Annotated in this window: 17 protein-coding genes and 1 pseudogene; 9 read left to right on the top strand and 9 right to left on the bottom strand. The window is 36.4% G+C overall.

Annotated elements, in window-relative coordinates; all coding sequences use genetic code 11:
* Positions 1 to 13: 13 nt before the first annotated feature.
* Positions 14 to 2,719, bottom strand: coding sequence for an aconitate hydratase AcnA (gene acnA / locus H131_RS12030; protein WP_010859412.1), 2,706 nt, complete (start codon positions 2,717 to 2,719; stop codon positions 14 to 16).
* 468 nt (positions 2,720 to 3,187) lie between these two features.
* On the opposite strand from acnA, the pseudogene H131_RS12035 reads away from it, so the two are divergent.
* The 3 genes and pseudogenes from H131_RS12035 to H131_RS12045 all read left to right on the top strand — a co-directional run.
* Positions 3,188 to 3,550, top strand: a pseudogene (locus H131_RS12035) (DUF3231 family protein); the annotation flags it as partial.
* A 515-nt stretch (positions 3,551 to 4,065) separates the two neighbouring features.
* On the top strand, positions 4,066 to 4,626 hold the full coding sequence (locus H131_RS12040; protein ID WP_010859414.1) for a TetR/AcrR family transcriptional regulator: 561 nt from the start codon (positions 4,066 to 4,068) through the stop codon (positions 4,624 to 4,626).
* A 264-nt stretch (positions 4,627 to 4,890) separates the two neighbouring features.
* The gene (locus H131_RS12045) at positions 4,891 to 5,142 is read left to right on the top strand and encodes a hypothetical protein (RefSeq protein ID WP_010859415.1); all 252 of its coding nucleotides are present in this window, start codon (positions 4,891 to 4,893) and stop codon (positions 5,140 to 5,142) included.
* Between the two features lie 118 nt (positions 5,143 to 5,260).
* On the opposite strand, the gene H131_RS12050 is transcribed toward H131_RS12045, so the two are convergent.
* Complete coding sequence (locus H131_RS12050; protein WP_230491844.1) at positions 5,261 to 6,544, bottom strand: methyl-accepting chemotaxis protein; 1,284 nt, start codon at positions 6,542 to 6,544, stop codon at positions 5,261 to 5,263.
* The gene (locus H131_RS25380; RefSeq protein WP_010859417.1) at positions 6,504 to 6,746 is read right to left on the bottom strand and encodes a hypothetical protein; all 243 of its coding nucleotides are present in this window, start codon (positions 6,744 to 6,746) and stop codon (positions 6,504 to 6,506) included. The genes H131_RS12050 and H131_RS25380 overlap by 41 nt, the downstream gene beginning before the upstream one ends.
* Before the next feature lie 142 nt (positions 6,747 to 6,888).
* Between H131_RS25380 and H131_RS12055 the strand changes: the two genes are divergently transcribed.
* A complete protein-coding gene (locus H131_RS12055) occupies positions 6,889 to 7,851 on the top strand; it encodes an MBL fold metallo-hydrolase (protein ID WP_010859418.1) in 963 nt (320 codons plus the stop codon).
* A gap of 463 nt (positions 7,852 to 8,314) precedes the next feature.
* On the opposite strand, the gene H131_RS12060 is transcribed toward H131_RS12055, so the two are convergent.
* Positions 8,315 to 10,141 (bottom strand): DNA ligase D, encoded by a 1,827-nt coding sequence (locus H131_RS12060; protein WP_036131417.1) that lies wholly within the window; start codon positions 10,139 to 10,141, stop codon positions 8,315 to 8,317.
* A gap of 105 nt (positions 10,142 to 10,246) precedes the next feature.
* Here H131_RS12060 and ku point away from each other — a divergent pair, with 105 nt between their 5' ends.
* Positions 10,247 to 11,065 (top strand): non-homologous end joining protein Ku, encoded by an 819-nt coding sequence (gene ku, locus H131_RS12065; RefSeq protein ID WP_010859420.1) that lies wholly within the window; start codon positions 10,247 to 10,249, stop codon positions 11,063 to 11,065.
* 476 nt (positions 11,066 to 11,541) lie between these two features.
* Positions 11,542 to 12,570: a serine hydrolase domain-containing protein gene (locus H131_RS12070; RefSeq protein WP_010859421.1), complete on the top strand. Its 1,029-nt coding sequence runs from the start codon at positions 11,542 to 11,544 to the stop codon at positions 12,568 to 12,570.
* A 43-nt stretch (positions 12,571 to 12,613) separates the two neighbouring features.
* On the opposite strand, the gene H131_RS12075 is transcribed toward H131_RS12070, so the two are convergent.
* On the bottom strand, positions 12,614 to 13,141 hold the full coding sequence (locus tag H131_RS12075) for a dihydrofolate reductase family protein (RefSeq protein ID WP_010859422.1): 528 nt from the start codon (positions 13,139 to 13,141) through the stop codon (positions 12,614 to 12,616).
* A 117-nt stretch (positions 13,142 to 13,258) separates the two neighbouring features.
* On the opposite strand from H131_RS12075, the gene H131_RS12080 reads away from it, so the two are divergent.
* Positions 13,259 to 14,209 (top strand): helix-turn-helix transcriptional regulator, encoded by a 951-nt coding sequence (locus tag H131_RS12080; protein ID WP_010859423.1) that lies wholly within the window; start codon positions 13,259 to 13,261, stop codon positions 14,207 to 14,209.
* Between the two features lie 161 nt (positions 14,210 to 14,370).
* On the top strand, positions 14,371 to 15,405 hold the full coding sequence (locus H131_RS12085) for a DUF418 domain-containing protein (protein ID WP_010859424.1): 1,035 nt from the start codon (positions 14,371 to 14,373) through the stop codon (positions 15,403 to 15,405).
* A gap of 187 nt (positions 15,406 to 15,592) precedes the next feature.
* Here H131_RS12085 and H131_RS25385 read toward each other — a convergent pair whose 3' ends face one another.
* Positions 15,593 to 15,790, bottom strand: coding sequence for a hypothetical protein (locus tag H131_RS25385; protein WP_010859425.1), 198 nt, complete (start codon positions 15,788 to 15,790; stop codon positions 15,593 to 15,595).
* A 96-nt stretch (positions 15,791 to 15,886) separates the two neighbouring features.
* Between H131_RS25385 and csaA the strand changes: the two genes are divergently transcribed.
* A complete protein-coding gene (gene csaA / locus H131_RS12095) occupies positions 15,887 to 16,219 on the top strand; it encodes a chaperone CsaA (protein WP_010859426.1) in 333 nt (110 codons plus the stop codon).
* A 168-nt stretch (positions 16,220 to 16,387) separates the two neighbouring features.
* Here csaA and H131_RS12100 read toward each other — a convergent pair whose 3' ends face one another.
* The 3 genes from H131_RS12100 to H131_RS12105 form a co-directional block, all read right to left on the bottom strand.
* Positions 16,388 to 17,119: a polysaccharide deacetylase family protein gene (locus H131_RS12100; RefSeq protein ID WP_010859427.1), complete on the bottom strand. Its 732-nt coding sequence runs from the start codon at positions 17,117 to 17,119 to the stop codon at positions 16,388 to 16,390.
* 1,057 nt (positions 17,120 to 18,176) lie between these two features.
* Complete coding sequence (locus H131_RS24980; RefSeq protein ID WP_419185166.1) at positions 18,177 to 18,359, bottom strand: hypothetical protein; 183 nt, start codon at positions 18,357 to 18,359, stop codon at positions 18,177 to 18,179.
* Positions 18,360 to 18,935: 576 nt separating this feature from the next.
* The gene (locus H131_RS12105; protein WP_010859430.1) at positions 18,936 to 19,817 is read right to left on the bottom strand and encodes a gluzincin family metallopeptidase; all 882 of its coding nucleotides are present in this window, start codon (positions 19,815 to 19,817) and stop codon (positions 18,936 to 18,938) included.
* Positions 19,818 to 20,251 lie beyond the last annotated feature (434 nt).

The raw sequence follows: 20,251 nt of genomic DNA on the forward strand, positions 1-20,251 counted from the left end.
ACTTCAATAATGATTATTCAGCAGCTTTCGCACGAAGAACCATTTGTAGGATACCACCGTGACGGTAGTAGTCTACTTCTACTTCTGAGTCGAAACGAGCTAAAGCTTGGAAAGTTTTAACTGTGCCGTCTTCAGATTTAGCAGTTACTGTTAGAATATCACGTGGTTTTACATTGTCAGTAATGTTAACAGAGATTTCTTCTTTACCAGTTAAACCTAGAGAATCAGCAGATTCACCGTTTAAGTATTGTAAAGGAAGAACACCCATCATTACTAGGTTAGAACGGTGGATACGCTCGTAAGATTGTGCGATTACAGTTTTCACGCCAAGTAGGAATGTACCTTTCGCAGCCCAGTCACGAGAAGAACCCATACCATAGTCGTTACCAGCAAGAACTACTAAGCCAGTACCTTGCTCTTGGTATTTCATACATGCGTCATAGATGTACTCTACTTCGCCTGTTGGCCAGTAAGTAGTGAATCCACCTTCTGTACCAGGAGCTACTTGGTTACGGATACGGATGTTTGCAAATGTACCACGCATCATTACTTCGTGGTTACCACGACGAGAACCGTATGAGTTAAAGTCACGGATTGCAACACCGTTTTCGATTAAATATTTACCTGCAGGTGTATCTTTACCGATTGCACCAGCTGGAGAAATATGGTCAGTTGTAATTGAGTCACCGAACTTCGCCATGATGCGTAAGCCGTCTAAGCCTTTAATAGCTTCTGGCTCTTTCGCAAGACCTTGGAAGAATGGTGGGTTTTGGATGTAAGTTGATTTGTCATCAAATGTGTATAGAGACTCAGTTGATGTTTCAATTGCATTCCAAGCTTCGTTTGCTGTGAATACAGTTTCGTATTCTTTTTGGAATAGTTCACGGTTAACGACAGTACCTAATACAGCGTTAACTTCCTCAGTTGAAGGCCAGATATCAGCGAAGAATACTTCGTTGCCATCTTTATCTTTACCGAATGAATCTTTTTGTAGGTCGATATCTACAGTACCAGCAAGTGCATAAGCAACAACAAGTGGTGGTGAAGCTAAGTAGTTCGCTTTTACAAGTGGGTGTACACGGCCTTCGAAGTTACGGTTACCTGAAAGTACAGAAGTTACGAATAAGTCATTATCTTTGATAGCGTCTTCGATTTCAGGAAGTAATGGACCTGAGTTACCGATACATGTTGTACAGCCGTAACCTACAGTGTTAAAACCGATTTGGTCAAGGTAAGTTTGTAAACCTGAATCTTCTAGGTAACCAGTTACTACTTTTGAACCTGGTGCTAAAGAAGTTTTAACCCATTTAGGCACAGTTAAACCTTTTTCTACAGCTTTTTTCGCAACTAAACCAGCAGCGATTAGCACGTATGGGTTAGATGTATTTGTACAAGAAGTGATCGCAGCGATTGCTACAGCACCTGTTGGGATTTCTACATCACCTTCAGCAAATTTAGCTACAGAAGTTTTTGCGAATTCGTCTTCCGTTAAACCGAAACCTTGCGTACCTTGTGGAGCCACTACTGCTTCTTTGTAACGAGAACGCATTTCAGATAGTGGAATTAAGTCTTGTGGACGTTTAGGACCAGAAAGGTTTGGTTCGATTTCAGCTAAGTCTACTTCTAAAACGTCTGTGTAAACTGGCTCTAATGATGGGTCAAAGAACATGTGGTTAGCTTTTAAGTAAGCTTCTACAACCGCAAGATGCTCTTCTTCACGACCTGTTAAACGCATGTAGTTCAGTGATTCTTCATCGATTGCGAAGAAACCACATGTAGCACCGTATTCAGGCGCCATGTTTGAAATTGTCGCACGGTCAGCTAGTGGTAATTTAGATACGCCAGGTCCGAAGAACTCAACGAATTTACCAACTACGCCACGTTGACGTAATACTTGAGTTACTTTTAATGCTAAGTCAGTAGCAGTTGTTCCGTTTGGAAGATCGCCTACTAATTTAACACCGATAACTTCAGGAATCGGGAAGTAAGATGGTTGGCCAAGCATACCTGCTTCAGCTTCGATACCACCAACGCCCCATCCAAGAACGCCAAGTCCGTTGATCATTGTTGTATGTGAGTCAGTACCTACTACTGAGTCTGGGAATGTTTCGAATGTGCCATCAGCATTTTCGTTTACGTGTACAACTGGAGCTAAGTACTCTAAGTTTACTTGGTGAACGATACCAGTTGCTGGTGGTACAGCACGGAAGTTGTCATAAGCAGTTTGTGCCCATTTTAAGAAGTTATAACGCTCAGCGTTACGCTCGAATTCAAGATCCATATTAGCTTGTAATGCAGATGCGTTACCATATTTGTCAACTTGTACAGAGTGGTCAATTACAAGGTCAACTGGAATAGCAGGGTTGATTTTGCTAGCGTCTCCGCCCATTTCTTTCATTGCTGAACGAAGAGAAGCAAGGTCAACTACTACTGGTACACCAGTAAAGTCTTGTAATACAACGCGAGATGGTTTGAATGGTACTTCAGCTTCTGGATTAGCGCCATTCCCCCATTTTGCTAATTCGTTTACGTGTTCTTCTTTGATTACGTATGCGTCATATTGACGTAAAACAGATTCTAATAAAACTTTGATTGAGTAAGGAAGGTTTGAAACTTTTGCAACGCCAGCTTTTTCAATCGCAGCTAAGTCAAAATAGTTATAAGTTTTACCATTGACTTCGAATGATGCGCGGCTGTTGTGTAAATTACCTTGTGCCATTTGCGGATCCCCCTAAATATCTTTTTGAAAAGGCCTATGTAAAGCATCTTTTCTCCAATTCCCATGATAACTCAATTATATTCATAAGTAAATTACATTAATATTATCTTTTTCAATAAGAAATTCTTATCACCTTACATCCCATTAAAATTTTTATAATTTTTAAGAAGCCCATAAAATAAAGGATGTGCAAAAAACAACTCATCTACACCTATGTATTTACATGTTTTTAACTGGGGTACAAATCAACCTTTTTCAAAAATCGTTCCCACTATGGATATGCATGGACTATGTATTGTGCTATCAAAAGGACACAAATAAATTATTCTCAACTTTCAATGATAATCATTTAAGCTTGTTCCATTTGTGCTATCACTTTACTTCAAGTGACCCTTTAAATTTTTTCTTTTATAAAAAGTATTATTTCTCTTTTTTCATCCAAACTATCTTCGTTTGAAAATAATCAATATTATTGAGGATATCATTGATGTTTTAAGAGACGAAGTGAAACCGTTAGAAAAAATATTAAAAAGTAACGGTGTTGGTTTACCACCTGCACCGCCCGAACGACCGGTAGCAAGACTGGAAGACATACCTCCAGGTGCTAAATTTAACGACCCAGAAATTAGTGCTGCACTCTCAGCAGATCTTGCTGCTGGGTTAGTTGCATGCAGTCAAGCAATGGGCATGTCTACTCGAGAAGATGTTGCCTTAATGTATGGTCAATTCCATACAAGCAAGGCACAGCTGGGTGCTAAGCTTTTACGACTTAATAAAAATAAAGGTTGGCTTGTTCCACCACCATTGCATGTAGATTACCCAGAAAAATAATTATTACTTAACCTCAAGTTAGTTCCCCAGTGTAAAACTTGAGATTCAGACTGTAAACAACTCAAAAAATTGAGTTGTTTACAGTCTATTTTCCTTTATGAACCCGTTGCTTTCCGCAACGGCGGACGCTTTTCACGGGCATGCTTCAGTCTCCTCGTCGCTATGCTCCTGTGGGGCCTTCAACTCATGCTATTCCCGCAGAAGTCGCCGCTGCCGCTCCAATCAACTAGTGTACGATTAAGGTGATGGAGAGGATGACAGTACATATAAAAGATGAACGCGATTAATTAGATATACTGATAACGGACCAACTGTTACCTGAAGACCATTTAGTACGAACAATTTGCAGCTGCATTTGATTTTAATGTAATAGAATGTTGTAGCAACGCCGAATGCTTGCATCTTATCCTTCGAACCTATTGTACATATCTTTATTTGTTCCTTTAATATAAGTATTTATTTTGCTACACTAAGCAAACAGACCGGTTGGTATATCAGGAGGAATACATTGAACTATGGATACTAAATCACTAATGATTGATACTGCGACAACCCTTTTTCAGCAAAAAGGCTATAAAAGTGTAGGTCTCAGTGAAATCTTAAAAGCCTGTAACGTCACAAAAGGTGCGCTTTATCATCATTTTCCAAACGGGAAAGAGGAACTATTAATTACTTGTTTGCATGCTTTACAAGAAACCATTACCACGGAAATCAACACTATTTTTAGTGCTCACCAATCAACAAAGGAAGCGACACAAACAATGATTGATAAACTAATTCACAAGTTAGACGAAGAAGGTACCATTACCGGCTATACATTTAGCAGTATTGTCAGTGAAATGGCAACGGTGAGTGAACCTGTTCGCAAAGCATGTAGTGCATTATATGAAAATATTCAACAAATTTTCTGTTCGAAACTCGCAAATGATGGTTATTCGCAGGAATCTGCTTCCGCTACAGCCTTGTTGATGACAGCTTCCATTGAAGGTGCGATGATGCTTTGTTTAACGCAAAAATCCACACAACCTTTAATAACGATTGCCACACTCTTACCCAATATATTGAAGACGGCTTAAATATGTAACAAAGGAATTCACAGATTTTATAATACTTGTAACAGACATTTTAAAGCGAAAAATATTACACAACAATCGTCTATCACCCTGTGATTTTTAAAACGAAGATCAGACTGGCTAATTTTAGTTGGCTGGTCTTTGGCATTTTTCACGTTTTGAGCAATTCAATTTTTTCATTACTTGACTAGCATTCGTCCAAATGCCTTACTCCCTTTGTTATTTTTGCATAGAATGCAAATAATAATATCATTTGGGAGGATTTTGATGACAAACAACAAAGCTGGTAATTACAATAAACAAAATCCTAAAAAAGAAAATCAAGCTGCTAAATTAGCAGTTATTGCAGGTGCAATAACTACACTCGGTGATGCATTAGCCACAATTGCTGCTGGGATGGCCTTAGAAGATGAACTAAATGAAAACAATCAAAACAATCAAGATAGCTTAGATAATATGCAACAGCAGATTGATTATTTAAAATATGAAATGTCACAAATGAAACGTTTAATGCGTTAGTTGCGATTAGTATTGCAAAAACTTAACCTCATTTTCTGTATCTAAATGATTGATATAGAATGAGGTTTTTTCTATAAAAATGCAGGAAGATTTTTAATAATCCTCCTGCTTTAGAATGCTATTTAATAGATAATGTATTATTCGTTACAAGTGACTTTAAAATCACACTTAACCCTTGGATATGGTCAGTCGTGGTCGTCATCATTTCAAGCAGCTTATTTTCGTCCTCTATAGAATGTAAAATTGCCTCAGTTGAGGATGCATTTTGCTCTGTTATGTGATTCAACGTTTCAATCTGTGCTTGAATATGTTCAAACTGCTGTATCGCACTGCTTAATTCATTCATGCCTCTTGTTAAATCCATATTTGTGACTGTAAAAGAATTTTTTAATGTATTGAAGAAACTACTAATATCTTGTAGTAGTGTTTCACCCTGCTGCAATGCTTTTTCCCCTTCTTCGGAACGTTGATGGGCTTCAGTTGATTTTTCAAACAATGTGCTCGTTACATTTGTAATGCTCACTGTAATTGCAGCACTTTCCTCAGCCAATTTTCGCACCTCGTCCGCAACGATGGCAAAGCCTTTGCCATGTTCACCAGCTCTCGCCGCTTCAATGGCCGCATTTAGCGCAAGTAAATTAGTTTGTTCAGCAATATGCTGTATGCCCTTCAATAACGTATCTACTGTGTGCAAACTAACTTGTAGTTCATTCACCGTTTCAGCAGTTGAGTGCATGGCCAGACTCATTACGCTCATTTGTGCCATGGCTTTCTGCATTTTTTCCCAACCTTCCAAAACTTCCTGCTGTAGATTACTTGATTTGGCTACGGTTTGCTTAGAAATCGTCAATGTTTCATTCACAAAATGCACTGATTCTTTCATCGTGCCGTGAATCAATTGCAAACTGGATGACTCTTGCTGAACGCTAGCAGAAATATCCTCTGTGGCTAAAAGAATCTCCTTACTTGAGCCTGAGATTCGGTGCATCGTATGTTGGAATTGTGTGACGTGTTCATCCAATGTATGACTACTCTTTTCAATTTCATTAAAGGTTGTCTGTAGCTGATTCAGGGAGCTCCTCACTTCATTTTGTTGGAGCGTAGCAAGCTCGATTAGTTCATTTCCCCATTTTGCAATTAAGAAAAATACGATAATCACCCCATTCATGATGGCTAGGAGCGTAATAAATACGATGATATCATCGAATGGTCCTAACAGTGATTCAGAGTTAAGGACATATAAAATAACAAAGCTGACGTTTGTAAGGGCACCAAAAAATACAATTAATTCTTTTTTAAAGTACAACGCAATAATGGCAATTGTACAAAGTAATATGTAGTGCTTGTTCAATGAAAAGCTATCAAGTAAAAACAATGTAAACACTACACTTGAAGGTATCATGCAAAATAAAGCCTTTGACATATGTTTTTATCGGTAAATAGTAATTACATACAGCTAGCGCAATCACTGCTAGCCCGATAAATAAGTAAGTAATACCTTTCGAAAGTATCATTGGCCCACAAATAAGAACAGCCAATATTGAAATGATAGCTAAATTGACCCGATGAACCTTCCTTGTATCGTAGCGAATCTTTTTCTCCATATATTCTCCCCCCTAAAAAATGAATAGACATTCAGTTTATGTTTCTATTATTATATAGTATAGTGGTTACTTTTTGTAGCTAAAAAATGTATTTTAGAGAATTTTTTGCATTAAACTTCGAAATAGAAGGGAGATAGTTTACATGGGCGGCATACAAAAAATCGCACCAAATTTTTATTGCATTGATACGCATGATTTAAATCGTGAGGAGCGCACAAGTTCCTATTTGCTTATCGATGAAAAGATTACGTTAATCGAAACATCGGCAAGTCCATCCGTTCCATATATTATGGAAAGATTAAAGGAATTAGCAGTTGCATTAGAAGATATTCACTATGTCATTGTTACGCATATTCATTTGGATCACGCAGGAGGAGCTGGTCTATTTTTAGAGAGCTGTCCAAATGCTAACCTGGTTGTACACCCACGTGGCGTAGCACATATGATTGATCCGAGTCGATTAATCGCGAGTGCTAAGGCGGTTTATGGCAAAGAATTTGATGGTCTTTTTGATCCGATTTTACCTATCGCCTCGAATCGGATTATGGAGATTGGACATGAAGATGTATTGTCATTAGGTAAGCATCAGCTAACGTTTTATCATACAGAAGGTCATGCAAAACATCACGTATCGATGCATTTTTCCGCAACAAATGGTTTGTTTGTTGGTGATACAACCGGCGTTCGTTACCCAGAAATGGAGAGTGAAGCAATTGATTTAATCATCCCTTCCACTTCTCCAAATCAATATGATCCCGAAACGATGGAAAAATCTCTACAATTATATGAACAACTAAATGTCTCAGAATTATATTTCGGCCATTATGGCGCGTACAAAAATCCAAATGAAGCTTACAGACAAGTACGCTATTGGACGCCATTATTTTTAGCTGAAGGACAAAAAGCTTTAGCTGCTTCTAACCTTATCGAAGAGCAAGTGAAGTTTTTAGATAGTCGTTTGCGAGCGATGCTACAGCAATATTTACAGGAACATGGTATAGCAGAAAACCACCCGGTCTATCAAACGATTCCTTTGGATACAGTGGTCTCGGCAATGGGCATTCTCGATTATCTAGGCAAAAAAGGCGCTGTCCTAAAAGGATAAATTCAGTCATAAAACTGTCTCAAAGCTCTTTGAGACAGATCATTTTTTCTTTTCAAATAGAAATATCTATATGAACCCGTTGATTTCCGCTACGGTGGACGCTTTTCGCGGGCATGGCTTCAGTCTCCTCGTCGCTACGCTCCTGCGGGGCCTTTTGCTCTTGCTATTCCCACAGAAGTCGCCGCCTGCGCTCCAATCAACTAGTTTACGTCTAGTTGGGCGACCAAGTATTGATCTTATTGTGAAAGTTTGGCTGCATAAAAGAAAAAACAGAATGGAGAAATCCATTCTGTTTAAATTTTACTTTTGAGGTTCACAACCCTTTCCGCGGAAGAATTAACTAGCCTCCTCCTTCGTTAAGCTTCGTGTTTCTCAGCTTTTTCCTCTCGTTATGGCACTTCACAACGTTTGAACAAAAAACTATGTCCGCCAATGCTCTTTGAGACAGTTTTTTACGTTCGTATTATGAATTTCTTAAATGGTGAAGCACCGATTTAAAATCCTGCTTCTCCCCGATTTCGCGAAAATTCCTAAAAGGATTTCCTATGTCTTTCATACGCGCTAAAACAGTCGGAATAGTAAATTTTTCTGGGCGCAATTGTTCATTGACCTCGTCCCAATTTAACGGCGTTGCAACTAACCCTTTATTATTACCCCGAGTCGAATATGGTGAAATGATTGTCTTCCCCTCAGCATGTTGAACATAATCTAAGTATAATTTTTTTTGCCTATTTTTCTTCAAACGTTCGATTGTATAGAAGTCAGGCTGTTGTTTACATAAAAATTTACACACAAATTCTGTAAATATCCTAACTTCCTCATACGAAAAAGCATGCTCTGGTAAGGGGATATACAATTGCAAACCTTTGCCTCCTGAAGTTTTAACGAAGGATTGTAGATGAAAATAATCACATATTTCCTTTAATTGTCGTGCACCTTGCATAGCGAGTGAAAATTCATCGACAGAAGGCGGATCAAGGTCAAAAACAATCTCAGTTGGTTTCTCTGTACGAATCGTTTGAAAAGGAATATGAAATTCGAGTGCAAGTTGATTGCCTAGCCATAGTAGCGTCTCGATATTATTGCACAATATAAAATTAGTGTCGGCTATTCTTGCGGTTGTAACAAAATCAGGGATCTTCTCCGGACTACTTTTCTGATAAAAGCTTTCCCCTGGTGCGCCATGCGGATAGCGGATTAAAGTGAGCGGACGGTCATAGAGAAAAGGCAATAAATAGGAAGATATCATTTGTAAATAGTGCAAATAACCATCCTTGGTAATACCTATTTCTGGCCACACTGGCTTATCGGGATGGGTTATCTGAACGTTATTTGGAATCGGTAAAAGTTGACGTTGCATTTGTAACCAGGTACATGCTTCAGGATTTATTTCTAATCTAAATGCATGGAATCTTGGCTCTCTTAATTTACTACCATCAAAATCAATACATGCTATATCCACACAGATTGACGGCTCCAATTCCCAAGTCTCCTGTCGCTTTGTCCCATTGTTTTGAAAAAAAGTAACTAATGTCTTCCGCTCTTTATCCGTCATACCATGCCTAAATATAACAACCTCATTAAAAGTTCCCTGTTGATAAACGCCCCCATGAAAATAGCCATTTCCTTTATCATATTTGTTGACAATAACGGTGATATATCGCCAATTTTTTAATTTTAACCAATCTGTGGACCGTATATTACTTACCCATTTACTGGTCTTTTTCTTGGCAATTATACCTTCTCCATTGTTTGCCCTTATAGTTTGTAACAGCATTTCACTATCTTCAAAATTCTCGATCGCTTGGAGCAGCTGTCCATCCTGATAATTGATAGTGGTTGGTAGCTTTACAGCAGTAAAAAATTTAGTTAATTGTTGTTTACGGGTCTTTAAATACCGATTGCTTTGTTCCTCACCTTTTAATTTAAGTAAATCAAATACGACATAATGGAATGGAAAATGCTTGGCATGTTCAGCAATAACGTCTTTATTTTGCATTCTTCCTCTTTTTTGTACGATTGAAAAATTACTTTTAAAATGATTTGTTAGATACACCACTTCTCCATCCAGTACTAATGGTAATAATGGTTTTATACGATCATATATACGCATACAAAATTCTATAATCTCAGGAAATAAATGATTAAGTACATTGTCGTTTCTACTTTTCAGAATAGGCTCTTCTTCTTCCCACACTAGAATGCAGCGAAAGCCGTCATATTTCGTTTCGTAAAGCCACTCTTCCCCTATAGGCGCTTCATTTACATCCGTCAATAGCATGGGTTTCATTTTAACAACTACTTTCATTCTTTTCTTTCAGTTTTTGATTATTTTCTTATTAGATACATAAAAATAATCAAAATATAACATAGTAATAAAAAACGAGGTGACGCTATGCATACAGTCTGGAAAGGCAGTATATCATTTGGACTTGTCAATATTCCTGTTAAACTCCATGCTGCTACTGAAAATAAAGATATAAAATTACGCCAGCTCCATAAAGAATGTCATACACCGATAAGCTATAAAAAAATATGTGAAGGCTGTGATCAGGAAGTGAAGGAAGAAGAGATTGTGAAAGCCTATGAATATGCAAAAAATAAGTTTGTCGTGCTTGACGAAGAGGAGTTAGAAAACTTACGCAAGGAAAATGAAGATAAGGCTGTAGAGATTATTGATTTCGTGAAATTACAAGAAATTGATCCTATTTATTTTGAACGTACTTATTTTTTATCTCCTGATACGACTGGCGGTAAGGCCTATACTCTTTTACGTAAAACACTAGAGGAATCTGGTAAAATAGGCGTAGCTAAAATTACAATTCGTTCAAAAGAGCAGCTGGCTATCGTACGTGTCTATCAAGACGCCCTCGTGATGGAGATTATCCACTTCCCTGACGAAGTGAGAAGTGTGAGTGATGTTCCCAATATTCCAAGTGAACAAACGGTTGTTAAGAAAGAGCTTGATACGGCGCTCATGCTAGTTGAGCAACTAACAACTATATTTGATCCTGAAAAATATACGGACGAATACCGTACCGCACTAATGGAATTAATAGAAGAAAAGAAAGAAACCAATACAATAGCAGCGAACGACAAACGTCCATTACCTGATAATGTAACGGACTTGATGTCAGCACTTCAAGCGTCGTTAGATAAAACAAAAAAACCTAGCCCACGAAAAAGAGCGACAAAAACGAAGAAAAATGCTTAACGGTCTTTTCAACATCACCATAGAAGCTACAAATAAATAATAACAAATAAAAAATTCGCGATACTTCTGTGAGGCTAGCCAACTGCCCACGTAGAAGAAGCGAATTTTTTTGTGTTAATTTTTAAAAAATGTTATGTGAATCAATTTCTTAATTCATTTTCATATCAATAAAGGCGAATATCAAGAAAAGAAAATAAAGTAATTGTTCATAGGTTAATTCCGCTACAGGCGAACGCTTTCCAACAAGCACGCACCGAGTCGCTTCCTTCGTTACGCTCTCGTTCCGCTTGCTTTTCCCGCTGAAGTCACCACCTTACACTCCTTCCAAAAATGCTCGTGTTTCTTTATAGAAAAACGATTTCTGAAATTAATTCAAGTTATATTGTTATGCACCCCCGATGACATAAATTACAAAAAACAGAACGTACATTTGTATATTTTGTTATAATTAAGACAGAAATTGGGGGGATGTAAAGATGACAAACATAGACATCAAGCAACGCATGCAACATTATCATGTTACCGGACTAAGCTTTTCGTTAATTGAAGATGGTCAAATCAGTGAATCTAGGCACTTTGGATGCTTTGAATCCGGCTCTAATAACAGAGTGGATGCCCATACTCTTTTTAATGCCTGTTCCATAAGTAAATTTCTAACAGCCCTGTTAGCGATGCGATTAGTAGAACAAAATTATTTACATTTAGATGAGGATGTTAACAATCAGTTACTATCGTGGAAAGTACCTGATAATCATTACACAAAGATAAAAAAAGTGACATTACGCAATTTACTATGCCATCAGGCGGGAATAAAAGATCCTCGTGATAGCTTTTCGGCATTGCAATTACTACAAGAGCAACCTACAATGGTCGAAATTTTAAATGGACAAACCCCCTACTGTTCTATCCCCATTGAGGTGAGCTATGAGCCAGAGAGTGAATTTCACTATTCAGATGCTGGATTCTGCATCATCCAGCAATTGATAGAGGACGTAACTGGAAAGCCATTTCACCTCGTGGTGGATGAATTTATTTTTACACCGTTACATATGAAAAACAGCCTATTTGCCACAAACATTCATGACATAACAAAAAATGTTGCCTGTGGTCATCATAAAAATGGTGAGTTAGTGCTCGGCAAATACCCCATCTATCCATACCTAGCAGCCTGTGGTTTATGGACTACCACAGCTGATTTAGCGAAGCTAGTTCTTGAATTAATGCATGCTTTAAAAGGTACAAGTAACTTGGGCATCTCTGTAAGCCACATAAAAGAACTGATACATCCACAAGGGTGTAAGGAGTGGACGGGCTTAGGCGTATTTATTGAAGGCGCACAACAAGAGATCGAGATGTCTTCTCTTGGTTGGGGTGTTGGATTTCAATGTATGATTGTTGCTTATCCTTATAGAGAAAAAGGCTTAGTTATCATGACCAATACAGATTTAGGCGTACACCAAATGGAAGGGTTAATTGGCGAAATATATAAATCCCTCCTCCTCTAAAAAGTTAAAAAGCGTGTTTTGTCATCAAAACACGCTCATAAAATTAAACTGTTTTCACTTTATAATGCAGCTGTACCATCTGACCAAATCGTTGTGTATTTATTAATTTTAACTCTATTTGCGGATTTTTTTCTTTAAATAACGGAATACCTGAACCTAGAATATGGGGTGTGACCGTGATAATATATTCATCAATTAGGTTTTCCTTCATGAAAGCATCGAGAATACCTGCTCCACCAACCATCCAAATTTTAGAACCTTGTTGTTCCTTTAACTTTTTAGTAAACGCTACAACATCTTCCTTAACGAATTCTACATAGTCATCTGTCCCATCTTGTGAGGTAGTGAATACATAGCATTTTTTATCCGGATATGGAAAAGACTCTGTATGTTCCAGTACGTAATCATACGTTCTTTTGCCCATAATGATTGTATCGATGGATTGATACATCTCTGTATAGCCATTGTCCCCTTCCCCCTCTGCATCGTATAACCATTGTAAGTTATCATCTTCTTTTGCGATAAAGCCATCTAAACTAGTAGCAATAAATAAAATTACTTCTCTTGTCATATGTTTTTCTCCTTTTATCTTTAGGGTATTGCTTTTTGATAAAATCATCAGCAAAACCTATACTAAACATAAAACATGACAAGTAGTGGCATGTTCAAAAAGAAAAGGTGAGGAAAAATGTCAAAAGCAAAGCGTTTATTAGATATTTTAATGTTTGTGAATTCAAAAAGAAAATTTACGGCACAAGAAATAGCCGATGAATTTCATATATCTATCCGTACTGTCCATAGATACATCCTAGATTTAAGTGATATGGGTTTACCCATCTACGCAGAACAAGGCAGAAACGGAGGCTATACCGTCATAACAAATCGACTACTTCCACCTATTTTATTTACAGAAGACGAAGTTGTTTCGATCTTCTTTGCCTTTCAATCTCTCAGTTACTATCGTGATCTGCCGTTTGATGCTGAAATCCACTCAGCCGGTCATAAATTATATAACTCACTTCAACATGATACCAAAATAAAAGTAGACAAAATTCGTTCTTACATCGCTTTTTGGAATCCTAAAAGAATGATTCATACACCCCTGTTAAAAGATGTTTTAGAGGCTTCGATAGCAGGTAGTCATTTACATATTCAATATGACTCGAAATCTGGTACTACAACCAAACACATTCGCCCTATTGGAGTATACGCTCATGATGGTCTCTGGTACTTGCCTGCCTATGACTTTAGTAAGCAAAAAGTATTGCTCTATCGTGTGGATCGTATTCTATCTATTATAGCAACTGACAAAGATGAAGAGTGCTTTATGAATTTAGCGCAATGGTTTGATAGTTATGAAGTAAAAAACCCAATTCGCTTACATGTTCAATTAACAATGGAAGGCGTACGCCAATGCAAAAGTGTGCCAAGTTTTGAGGAGCTTGTCGTAATAAAAGAAGATGGTACTGGCTCCATTGATGCCATGATCGACAAAGGGGAGCTTGGTTTTATCACCCCACTCTTTGTCAGATTGGGTAGTCATGCAAGAGTTTTAGAACCAAAGGAATTAATAGCTAATTTACGTACGCATGCACAAGAGATTTTAACGATGTATCCTGATGATACACAGCATTCTTGATTTTTGATTGCTTTGGTCTTCATGCTTTTGGAACCATCTCTATCGTGTCTTTTTGTGTCTGTATTGACTATCTGACGATTTTGTAAGATTGGCGTAACATAATTCGTTACTACTTCTTGAGGAATTTCCGTATACTTTGTATCAGTTAGGAGGAAAACAATATGCAACCAATCGATTTAAACAAACGAATTCATACTTTGGATTATCTCAGGGGATTTGCGCTATTAGGAATCATTTTAGTTAATATCCCCGCACTCTTGTGGATTGAGCCACCAACAACTTCAGTTGATATTGCTTACAGCCATTTTTTAGCTCTATTTGTTGAAGGTAAATTTTTTACAATCTTTTCATTTTTATTCGGCATTGGCTTTTTCATGTTTATATCCCGGGCAACTGCTAAAAATGAAAGGGCGTATCTATTGTTTTTAAGAAGAATTGCCCTGTTATTTTTATTTGGTATCGTCCATGTATTTTTTCAGCCGGGAGAAGCGTTAACAGTCTATGCTCTATTTGGTTTAATTGCTTTACCATTTTATAAAATGCGGAAAGAACTAAATCTAGCCATAGGGCTTATCCTTTTAGCTGTTACTGCTTATTTTGGTATAAAAATTGCCATGCCGTTCCCGTTAATTTTACTTGGATTAGCAGCAGGACAGTATCAGCTATTCGAAAAAATAAATGCTCATCAAAAGAAATTAATTGTCTTGACAAGTATTCTGTTTTTACTAAGCTTAGGCGGATGGCTTTATCAATGGAGTTATGTACCTGATGCAACACCCTCTTCTGTTGATACTATGTCAAAGGAGAAATTAGAAGAGTATATAGCTAATATTGAAAACTTTTCATTAATCGGGATGCAAATTAGTCCATTTGTTTCGGCTTTCTATGTAGGGATACTCGTATTATTACTTCAATATCCATTAGTACAATTGTTATTATCCCCATTAAGAGAATACGGTCGCATGGCTTTAACAAATTATTTAGGGCAAACGGCACTTATTTTATTACTTGGGCATACATTTCAATTAATTTCACATATCAACCTAATGTCATCACTTTGGATTTGCATAGGCATTTATATTTTCCAATTGCTATTTAGTAAGGTTTGGTTGAAGTTCTATAGATTTGGACCGATTGAATGGCTATGGCGAATGGGTACCTATTGGACAATTCCCCCACTAGTAAAACGATGTTAGAAAAATAGAACTAGGCACACGAATTAAAGTGTTCCTAGTTCTTGTGCATGCGATTGGATGTAAGCGAATCAGCGTTAGGATTCAGTTTTTTTATAAATAATTTCATGTGAATCCTTTAGTTTTATAAGGAGCGGGACATCTTCTCCCGTACCTATTTCTATGTACTGATAACTTCTAAGGTCGATAACTAATGCAAGATGATATTCTTTATAATTTTCATCTTCATTTCTAACCCTTTATCTGAATCATAATATGTGTCAATTTCGTACAAGCTTGTTTGCGTATTTTCCCATGTAATTTCCACAACAGTTTTACATTTATAATGAAGTAATGCGCTTACTGATTTTTCAATATGCATTCCTACTTCTCTTATCTGTTTTTTCATAAGTCTGAATCCCTAAATCTTTAAAATCTATTTTTTGAATATTTTTCAATTTAATGCTATATTTATCATAATTATTTTATTATAAGGGGTATCATTATGGCAACAATTGAAGATTTTATATCGCTTGATATCAGAATCGGTACGGTTATCCAAGCTGAAGAACTTCCTAAAGCAAAGATTCCTGCAATTAAAATGAAAATTGATTTTGGCGAAACAATAGGAACGAAACAATCCTCTGCACAAATTACGAAACGATATAGTCCGGCAGATATCATCGGCAAACAAGTAGTAGCTATTGTCAATTTTCCACCTCGTCGAGTGGCAGGTTTTAAATCCGAAGTTCTAGTGATTGGTGGCGTTCCTACAGAGGGCGATGTTATTCTTTTAACTCCCGATCAAGTAATACCAAATGGCACAAAAATTAGTTAATGAAAATAACTTCAAAATTTTCACATCGGTTAATACGAATTCATCATCAATTATTCATTTGTCTTTTTAACATGTTTTGTCCGTCATGTGTTATAATGCTGTTACTGACTAACCTGAAAAGGGTTTAAATCAAGATGCTGTAGCGAGTGACGACGCTACAGCATCTTTTTATTTAATATTTTCTTTTTGCGCCTTAAGTAGTTCAGGAATTGTTACGAATTTATATCCTTTCTTTTCAAGTTCTGGCAATATTTTCTCCATGGCTTTTACAGTTTGTTGACGATTTCCACCACCGTCATGAAAAAGAACTACATTCCCTTCTTTAACACCCCTTAACACAGTATCAACAATTTTATTAACACCAGGATTTTTCCAATCCAAAGTATCGAGATGCCAAGACCACATCACTACTTTATATCCCTCTTTTACAACGGCAGATATCATCGCATCCGTATATTGCCCTTCTACAGGCCTGAATAAAATGGGTGAATACCCGCTAATACTATAAATTGTTTCATGAGTCTGTTTTATTTCTTTCATTAAATTAGGCACGTTCGTTTTTAATGGATGTGTATAGGTATGATTCGCTATTTCGTGCCCTTCTTCATACATGCGTAAAACTACCTCAGGGTTTTTTTCTGCATTTTGACCCACAACAAAAAATGTTGCTTTTGCATCGTATTGGGCTAATAAATCTAAAATCTCAGATGTGTACTTTTTATGAGGACCATCATCAAAAGTCAAGGCGACAATTTTTTCTTTGGTTTGTATTTCCCACACAATTTGTCCTGCCTCTTCATAATACTTTCTTCCTTTATCTGCTGATGAGCTTTCGTTTACATAAAATACGGAAACAACTAAAATACATATAGGTATTAAAAATAGATAAAATTTCTTCAAATTTCCACCTCCCAAAGCGTTTTGTTAGTTCTTATTATTGGTTGATTTATCTTAAAAATGCTTTATTTATTAACAGGAATGCATGTATATTTTCTAGGAACAAAAGACTAATTACTGCTGTGAAGTGAACCTTTATATTTTCATCAAATCGTTTTTCTGCAGTGGCCTTTTCTTCAATTCGTATGATGATTTGATGCATCAATATCATCGTTCTTTACCACAATGTCCAAAGGCTCTCTTTCCATTCACATATAATTCATTAGAGGTAGCAAGCAGCAAAATAAAACCGCACAGGCTGTGAGCTATCTCGAATTGCTGAAATCTAACAGCTATTTCCCTCTAAAAATTTAGACAACTCACTTTTACATTGTGGTAGAGCTACCAAAAGCAAATGGTATTTAATTTATAGCTACATATTGAACACCCTAGACGCTATCTTCGTCTGCTTTTACGATGTTCGCCATTAGGAAATACCATACGGCTACATGCTTCGATAAAAATAAACGGAGCAATGAAGCATTTTCTCTAAATTCTTAATTTCATATAAATGTTGACAAAAATTCCACATCCATCTGTGCTAAAATCAACTTGTACATTGTTCCTATTGCTTTATCGCTGCAACCGATGAAGCAGTAACTTTTATTATCTCCATTCTCCTGTAACAACAAATGTAATATCATTTGTTGTTACATTTTGCTTTTATTTTTATGCATGCTTCTTTTACGACCTTCGCCAATATTCCGTTTTTAAGAGGTGCTTAACATGTATCCTATAGCAGATTACGTTTATGCAAATTTTTCTACTTGATACAACGAATTATGTAGATCCTTATCAATTGTTTCACCATTTGATTTAGTAGCTAAATGTGCTAAGTGCTTGTTTAAGTAAAAAGAAAAACACCACTTATCAAAAGTAGTGTCGCTAATTTTATTCACTTGAAGCTTTTCATCACTCGAAACTTTTATTGAAACCAAATTCTTTTAATTACTTCTCAAGGAAATTTGGAGAAGACTTAACTTTTGTTAAGTGAATAGCCCTATTGTTCACTTTATCTTTTTCATTTATCGCGTGTTGAGGAATTGTTTTCGTTGCGTCGTTTCTCTTTAGTTGCATTCTGAATCTGTTCATTTGTTAGATCATTTTCTTCTCGCACATCTAAATCGTCAGGACTTAAATCTGTCCCATATTCTTCCCTGTCCAATTCACTGTTGTTTCGCTTTTCTTTTGTCAAATTTATCACCTCCAATTAATAAATTGTCCCTTTTGGCTTGGTTTATACTCTTGTATTGCCTACATGCAACAGATCCCTCGAATTTGTAGTATGATTCACCTATAAAAGCTAACGAAAAGTATGGTGCCAAAAATGATAGAGACAAAGCTGATTTGAGGAATGCTGATGGATAAAATCGCAAGACGAGGTTGTACGTAAGAAGTATGACATACAAAAATTATGGCTATCTAATGCCGTTTTCAAAGCAAAATAAAAAGCACTCCATACGGGAATGCTTGTAAAACTTATTAATTATTTAGTCCTCCTCCCAAAACGAGTCATCGTTTCGAAAAGCTTCTTCAACTTTTGATTTCAATTTATTTTATTTAGCTTATCTAAAATTTCAAATAGATACTTTAATTTTAGCTCAAAAAATAAGATGATCTATTTCTAGAATAAAAAAGCCTTACCGTACTAGAGATAAGGCCCGTCTATGGCGGTAAAATATTTGATTGTGGATTGCTCTTGTTCTCACAAAATAGAGCTAGACACGATAGGAAAGTATTTGTTTAAATTACTAAGTACCCCACATTCTCATATAAAAAATTATTCCTTTGTAAAAAATTTTGGATCGATTTTATCAATAAATAAAGAAGAATTATAAAAATATCCCATTTTATTTTTGTCTTCATATGTTAACGTTTCACCATTTTTAATAAAAACTACCCAATCATTTTCTATCTCACTAATATTTTTTTCGTATATTTCCTCTATTTTTTTAGCCAAGTCCTCTTCGTTGTATAGCTGTTCAAACTTTTCTAATCCATACGTGTCAATTAAATAAGTAATAAAAGAAGCTGAATGCGTATAGCTCATCCATTGAAGGATGTACTCTTCTTGATTTGTAAGTGCTGGGCGAAAATAGGAATCATCTTGATTCGGATCTATCAACTTGCTAATTGGTATTAATTTGTTTGAATCGATAAAATACTTCATCACCTTATGGGAATATGATTGTTGTTTTCCATACTTATCTTCCATATAAGAAGCAAAACCCTCTTGCGTAAAATAGCCACTGCTTGCATCAAAATTGTTGCCATAACCAAGTAAGGAATGTGTCAGTTCATGGACAAGTGGATATTGATTTTCCTGAATGCCATATAGTTTGAGTTCCGATCTCAAACCCCATGAATGTTCATTTCCTACATTGAGATATACATTTATCCTCTCGGATGGAACATATCCAGTATGTATTGAATTCTGAATTTTATCATAGGCATTAAGGAGTTCGTCTTTTATTGATTCTACTTTTTCTTGTGGAACCTTTATTTCATTAAAAATCTCAAAGGTTATTTTTCCATCTGCTGTAACAACAATATTTTCATCATCTTTTTCTTCTTGTTCTTTTTCTTTAGGAACAACTGTATCCTGAGTACAGGCTGTTAGTAAGAATATAGATATAAGGAAGAAGCCTCTAAACTTAAACATTTTTACCTCCTGAAAAATAAGTATTTTCCAATTATACGAACTATAAATCCAAAAGTTTCATTTTTTAAGGATAAAAGGAAAATAATAAGGAACAAAAGTTTAATCAAACAAATAAAAGCAGGGTGGTTGGAATTCCCCTGCTTATTTACTATTGTAATGAAAAAGAATTGTGTTTTAGTGTTATAGTGCATTTCCGTATTCAGCTGTGGATGCAGCAACAGTCAATGAATCTAATTCATCCTTCATTCTCTTATATTTACACATGTTGTCATAATACTTCTTGATTGCCTTGTCCAAATGAATAACGATTTAATTGTGTTTGCCCTTGTTTGCCAATTAGGTTTGCCCTCCTAAGTTGTGCTATAATGCTGTTGAGTGCAACATTAAAGGGCATGAACCAATTCAGGCTGTAGCTTATGAGAACGCTGCGGCTT

Source organism: Lysinibacillus sphaericus OT4b.31 (assembly GCF_000392615.1).
GTDB classification, from domain to species: Bacteria; Bacillota; Bacilli; order Bacillales_A; family Planococcaceae; genus Lysinibacillus; species Lysinibacillus sphaericus_B.

Bases quoted from the DNA above. Each gene is read 5' to 3' on its own strand.
- H131_RS12080 (WP_010859423.1), top strand. From the start codon at position 13,259: ATGTCAAAAGCAAAGCGTTTATTAGATATTTTAATGTTTGTGAATTCA.
- H131_RS12060 (WP_036131417.1), bottom strand. From the start codon at position 10,141: ATGAAACCCATGCTATTGACGGATGTAAATGAAGCGCCTATAGGGGAA.
- H131_RS12075 (WP_010859422.1), bottom strand. From the start codon at position 13,141: ATGACAAGAGAAGTAATTTTATTTATTGCTACTAGTTTAGATGGCTTT.
- ku (WP_010859420.1), top strand. From the start codon at position 10,247: ATGCATACAGTCTGGAAAGGCAGTATATCATTTGGACTTGTCAATATT.
- H131_RS12055 (WP_010859418.1), top strand. From the start codon at position 6,889: ATGGGCGGCATACAAAAAATCGCACCAAATTTTTATTGCATTGATACG.
- H131_RS12070 (WP_010859421.1), top strand. From the start codon at position 11,542: ATGACAAACATAGACATCAAGCAACGCATGCAACATTATCATGTTACC.
- H131_RS12085 (WP_010859424.1), top strand. From the start codon at position 14,371: ATGCAACCAATCGATTTAAACAAACGAATTCATACTTTGGATTATCTC.
- acnA (WP_010859412.1), bottom strand. From the start codon at position 2,719: ATGGCACAAGGTAATTTACACAACAGCCGCGCATCATTCGAAGTCAAT.
- H131_RS25385 (WP_010859425.1), bottom strand. From the start codon at position 15,790: ATGAAAAAACAGATAAGAGAAGTAGGAATGCATATTGAAAAATCAGTA.
- H131_RS12050 (WP_230491844.1), bottom strand. From the start codon at position 6,544: ATGATACCTTCAAGTGTAGTGTTTACATTGTTTTTACTTGATAGCTTT.
- csaA (WP_010859426.1), top strand. From the start codon at position 15,887: ATGGCAACAATTGAAGATTTTATATCGCTTGATATCAGAATCGGTACG.
- H131_RS12040 (WP_010859414.1), top strand. From the start codon at position 4,066: ATGGATACTAAATCACTAATGATTGATACTGCGACAACCCTTTTTCAG.
- H131_RS12045 (WP_010859415.1), top strand. From the start codon at position 4,891: ATGACAAACAACAAAGCTGGTAATTACAATAAACAAAATCCTAAAAAA.
- H131_RS25380 (WP_010859417.1), bottom strand. From the start codon at position 6,746: ATGGAGAAAAAGATTCGCTACGATACAAGGAAGGTTCATCGGGTCAAT.
- H131_RS12105 (WP_010859430.1), bottom strand. From the start codon at position 19,817: ATGTTTAAGTTTAGAGGCTTCTTCCTTATATCTATATTCTTACTAACA.